At 71.5% G+C, this 4,933-nt stretch carries 5 protein-coding genes; 3 read left to right on the forward strand and 2 right to left on the reverse strand.

Annotated features, from left to right (window positions below; all coding sequences use genetic code 11):
• The coding region (locus G6031_RS14020; RefSeq protein WP_277820140.1) for a phosphoribosylglycinamide synthetase C domain-containing protein at positions 1-250 on the forward strand (250 nt) is incomplete at its 5' end.
• A gap of 54 nt (positions 251-304) precedes the next feature.
• On the opposite strand, the gene idi is transcribed toward G6031_RS14020, so the two are convergent.
• Both idi and G6031_RS14030 read right to left on the reverse strand, forming a co-directional pair.
• Positions 305-859 carry an isopentenyl-diphosphate Delta-isomerase gene (gene idi / locus G6031_RS14025; RefSeq protein WP_017835303.1) on the reverse strand — a complete coding sequence of 185 codons (555 nt, stop codon included), beginning with the start codon at positions 857-859 and terminating at the stop codon, positions 305-307.
• A gap of 44 nt (positions 860-903) precedes the next feature.
• Complete coding sequence (locus tag G6031_RS14030) at positions 904-2,043, reverse strand: acyl-CoA dehydrogenase family protein (RefSeq protein ID WP_182653586.1); 1,140 nt, start codon at positions 2,041-2,043, stop codon at positions 904-906.
• 142 nt (positions 2,044-2,185) lie between these two features.
• Here G6031_RS14030 and G6031_RS14035 point away from each other — a divergent pair, with 142 nt between their 5' ends.
• Together G6031_RS14035 and G6031_RS14040 are read left to right on the forward strand one after the other, a co-directional pair.
• Positions 2,186-3,829, forward strand: a complete 1,644-nt coding sequence (locus G6031_RS14035; RefSeq protein ID WP_182653587.1) for an AMP-binding protein — start codon at positions 2,186-2,188, stop codon at positions 3,827-3,829.
• A 75-nt stretch (positions 3,830-3,904) separates the two neighbouring features.
• Positions 3,905-4,933 (forward strand): family 43 glycosylhydrolase (locus G6031_RS14040; protein WP_182653588.1); only part of this gene is annotated, 1,029 nt, incomplete at its 3' end.

Below are 4,933 nucleotides of genomic sequence, written 5' to 3' on the forward strand. Positions count from 1 at the left end.
ACGCCGGGGGGACGTGATCGAGGGCGCCGAGCAGCCGGGGGTCTTCCACGCCGGGACGGCCCGGGACGAGAACGGGCGACTGGTCTCGGCCGGGGGGCGGGTCCTGTCGGTCGTCGGGACCGGTCCCGACCTCGCCGCCGCGCGCGCGGAGGCCTACCGGATCCTCGACGGGGTCGAGCTGGGCGGCGGTCACTTCCGTCGCGACATCGGCCTGGCGGCCGAGGAGGGACACATCAGCATCCCGGGCTGACGGCGGCAGCCCGCCGGGCTGACGGCCGATCCGCCGTGCTGAACGCGTCCGTCCTCAACGAGCGTAGAGGGCCATGCGCGGCGCCTGCGCGACCAGCCAGGGGCTGAACGCGAACGGCGTCGCGTCGATGGCCTTGCGCACGTCCTCGGGCCGGGCCCAGTGGTGGGCACACACCTCGTCCGCCCGCGGGGCCAGGTCGGCGCGGATGCGGGCGGTGAACACGGGGCAGATCTCGTTCTCCACGATCCCGGAGTCGTCCACCGCCCGGTACCGGAAGTCCGGCAACGCCGGCTCGATCCCGTCCACGCGCGTCCCGAGTTCCTGTTCCGCCCGTCGCACTATCGCCTCGGCGGGGTCCTCGCCCGGTGCGGGGTGACCGCAGAACGAGTTGGTCCACACACCCGGCCAGGCGCGCTTGTGCAGCGCGCGACGGGTGAGCAGGACGCGGCCCTCCTCGTCGACCACGTGGCACGAGAACGCCAGATGCAGCGGGGTGTCGGTGGTGTGGACGGTGGCCTTGTCCGCGGTGCCGACGGGCTGGCCGTCCTCCGAGAGGAGGACCACGTACTCGGTGCCCGCGGGAGCGGAGGCGTCGGGGAGGGAGGACATGCCGCCAACCTTAGGCGCTCCGGGCCGGACGGGCCGCCGGGGACTCAGACGGCGAGGTCGCGGGCGATCACCAGTCGCTGGATCTGGTTGGTGCCCTCGAAGATCTGGGTGATCTTGGCCTCGCGCATGTACCGCTCCACGGGGAACTCCCGGGTGTAGCCGACGCCGCCGAGCACCTGGACCGCGTCCGTCGTGACCTTCATCGCCGCGTCCGTGGCGGTGAGCTTGGCGATCGAGGCCTGGCGGGAGTAGGGACGGCCGGCGTCCTTGCGTCGGGCGGCGTCGAGGTACGTGGCGCGGGCGGAGGTCACGGCCGCGGCCATGTCCGCCAGCAGGAAGCCCAGGCCCTGGTGGCCGATGATGGTCTTGCCGAACGCCTCGCGCTCATTGGCGTAGGCGACCGCGTCGTCGAGTGCCCGCTGCGCGATGCCGGTGGCCACCGCGGCGATCCCGAGCCGGCCCGAGTCCAGGGCGGAGAACGCGATGCGCAGTCCGTCGCCCTCGGCGCCCAGGAGACGGGCGGCGTCGACCCGGGCGCCCTCGTAGGCGGCGGTGGTGGTGGGGACGCCGTTCAGGCCCATCTTGTCCTCGGGCTTCCCGAACGTCAGGTTCTCGGTGTCGCGGGGGACCAGGAGACACGAGATGCCGCGGGACCCCTCGCCGGTGCGGACGAAGGGGTTGTACACGTCCGCGATCCCACCGTGCGTGATCCAGGACTTGGTGCCGGTGACCACGAACTCGTCACCCTCGCGCTCGGCGCGGCACCGCAGCGCCGCCGCGTCCGACCCGGCCTGTGGCTCCGAGAGCGAATACGCGCCGATCTGCTCGCCGGCGAGCATCCCGGGCAGCCACTCGGCCTTCTGCTCGTCGGAGCCGGCGGTGGCCAGGGGGAAGCAGGACAGACCGTGCACGCTCGTCGCGACGGCGACAGCCGCCCACCGGGCACCGAGCTCCTCCAGCACCTGCAGGTACACCTCGTACGGCTGGTCGCCGCCGCCGAACTCCTCCGGATAGGGCAGCCCCAGCAGGCCCACCTCGCCGAGTTGCGCGAAGAGCCCCTCGGGATAGGTGTGGTTCCGCTCGTGCTCGGCCGCGATCGGCTCGAGCAGCTTGTCCGCGACCGAGCGGGTCATGTCGAGGAGTTCGTACGCCTCGTCGCTGGGGAGCAGTCGGTCGACGGCCATGGGAGTCCTTCCGGGTACGTGCGGGAATCGTCGGGTGGTCCCATTAGAGTGCACGGCTCCGGAGCAGTCGTACCAGCCCCGAAAGCGGGGGTGCCCGTCGGTGGGTGGTGTGCGGCGGGCCTCTGCAGTAGTATCTGCAGACATGTCTGCAGATACGACCGAGACCACGCCGCCCACCGGTACGCCCCTGTCCCCGGACGAGTTCCTGGCGATCTACGACGTCCCCGGTGCGAGTGCGGCGGAGTTCCTGTGCGACCGCCACGACCCCGACGCCGTGGCCTTCACCGTGATCGACGCCGACCTGTCCGGTCGCGACATCACCTACGGCGAGCTGAAGGTCGGGAGCGAGAAGGTGGCCGCCGCCCTGGCGGCTCTCGGTGTGGGCGAGGGGGACCGGGTCGCCACGCTCATGGCCAAGTCCGCGGACCTGGTGTTCACGCTCATGGGGATCTGGCGCCTGGGCGCGGTGCACATGCCGCTGTTCACCGCGTTCGCCTGGCCCGCCATCGAGATGCGGATCACCGGCGGCGACGCCCGGGTGATCGTGTCCGACGCCGACCAGCGGGGGAAGCTCGAGAGCACATCCGTCCCGGTGGTCGTGGCCGGGCTGGCGGACTGCCCCGGTGCCCGGGAGGGAGACCTCGATCTCGACACGATCGTCGGCGACCAGGAGCCCGGTCGCGGCGCCGCGGTCACCGGCCCGGACGCCGGGATGGTGATGCTCTTCACCTCGGGCACCACCGGCACCCCCAAGGGGGTCGTCGTCCCCGTCCGCGCGCTCGCCGCGTTCCACCAGTACATCGAGACCGGTCTGGACGTGCGCGCCGACGACGTGTTCTGGAACGGTGCCGATCCGGGCTGGGCGTACGGCCTCTACTACGGCATCCTCGGTCCGCTGGCGGTGGGCCGCCGCAGCCTGCTCCTCCACGCCCGCTACACCCCGGAGTTGGCGTTCGCCGTCCTGCAGTACTACGGGGTCACCAACTTCGCGGCGGCGCCGACGGTCTACCGGACGATGCGCGCCAAGCGCGACATCGCGCCGGACGTGAGGCTCCGCCGGGCCTCCGCCGCCGGTGAGCCGCTCACCCCGGAGGTGATCGAGTGGTCGATCGAGCAGTTCGGTGTCGAGGTCCGGGACCAGTACGGCCAGACCGAGCACGGGATGTTCATCATCAACCCCTGGCACGACTCGCTGCGCGAGGACGTCCGTCCCGGGTCCATGGGAGTGCCGCTTCCCGGGTGGGGGTGCACCGTGCTCGCGGCCGACTCCGACGAGACCGCGCCGGTGGGGGAGCTCGGCCGGGTCGCGATCGACGTCCCCGCCAGCCCGCTCATGTGGTTCACGGGGTACCACGACGCGCCCGAGAAGACGGCCGAGCGGTTCAGCGCGGACGGCCGCTGGTACTACACGGGCGACGCGGCCAAGCTCGACGCCGACGGTCATTTCTACTTCTCCAGCCGCGACGACGACGTGATCATCATGTCCGGCTACCGGATCGGCCCGTTCGACGTGGAGTCCGTCCTGGCCAAGCACCCGGACGTGCTGGAGTCGGCGATCATCGGCGTCCCCGACGAACTGGCCGGTGAGGTACTCGAGGCGTACGTCGTGCTGCGCGAGGGTGTCGAGGGTGACGACGACAAGGCGGACGAACTGCAGAAGTGGGTCAAGACGGAGTTCGCGGCCCACGCGTTCCCCCGGAAGGTCCACTTCGCCCGTGAGCTGCCCAAGACGCCGTCGGGCAAGATCCAGCGGTTCCTGCTGCGCAAGGAGCGCGGGGCGAGATAGCGAGCGCGGAGCGGGGCTCCAACCGGGAGTTACGTACGGTCACATAAAGACGGTTCATGGGTCTATGCTCGGCCGATGAAAATCTCGCGAGGAGCGCGCGCCCTCGGCGCCGCCGCGCTGGCCGTCGTCGTCCCCCTCGTGTCCGCCACCGCGGCGGTGCCCGCGGCCGCGAACCCGGTGATCTCCTCCATCGCCCCGGACCCGTCGGTCCAGAGGGGAGCGGACGGCGCCTTCCACGTCTACGCGTCCTCGGACGACTGGTCGGACGGTGCCGGGTACCGGCTCGTCCCGCACTTCCGGTCCTTCGACCTGGTCGAGTGGGAGTACGTGGGGGACGCCTTCGGATCCCGTCCCTCGTGGGCACCGTCGGGGTCGTACCTGTGGGCGCCGGACGTCCACGTCACCGACGCCGGAGCGGTCATGTACTACACGACCGGCGGGCCGGCCCCCTGTATCGGGATGGCCACCGCGCCCGGGATCGAGGGCCCGTGGACCCACGGCGGTGCGCCGATCGTCTGCTACGGGGCCGACGCGCCCTATCGGGATCTGGATCCGATGGACCCCGAGGTGGTGTTCACGGCCGACGGCCCGGTCATGTTCATGGGGAACTTCGAGGGGATCCACGCGGTGCGGATGAACCCAGCGGGGACAGCTCTGATCGGCGACCCCGTCCTGGTGGCCGGTACGGGCGTCGAGGCCCCCGCCGTCGTCAGCCGCGAGGGCAGGACGCACCTGTTCACCAGTGCTGGGCTGTGTTGCAACGGCGAGCAGTCCCAGTACCGGGTGTTGGGTGGCCGCGCCGACGACGTGATGGGCCCGTACTCCGATCGGCAACAGCGCCCGTTGGTGCAGGGGCCGGGTTCCCCGCTGCCCGGCGACGTGATCCTCAAGGGTGACGCCGACTGGGTGGGACCGGGTCACGTGGACGTGACCACCGACGACGCGGGGCAGGACTGGATGCTCTATCACGCCGCCCCCCGTGGCAGCGCCGTGCTCCCCAACGGGGTGCAGCGGCGATACATGATGCTCGACCGCCTGGACTGGGTCGGCGGGTGGCCCGTGGTCGGGGACGGCACCCCGTCCTCGACCCGGTCCGCCGATCCC

It is taken from the genome of Dietzia sp. CQ4 (genome assembly GCF_014145125.1).
Classification (GTDB): Bacteria; Actinomycetota; Actinomycetes; order Mycobacteriales; family Mycobacteriaceae; genus Dietzia; species Dietzia natronolimnaea.

Bases quoted from the DNA above. Each gene is read 5' to 3' on its own strand.
- idi (WP_017835303.1), bottom strand. From the start codon at position 859: ATGTCCTCCCTCCCCGACGCCTCCGCTCCCGCGGGCACCGAGTACGTG.
- G6031_RS14035 (WP_182653587.1), top strand. From the start codon at position 2,186: ATGTCTGCAGATACGACCGAGACCACGCCGCCCACCGGTACGCCCCTG.
- G6031_RS14030 (WP_182653586.1), bottom strand. From the start codon at position 2,043: ATGGCCGTCGACCGACTGCTCCCCAGCGACGAGGCGTACGAACTCCTC.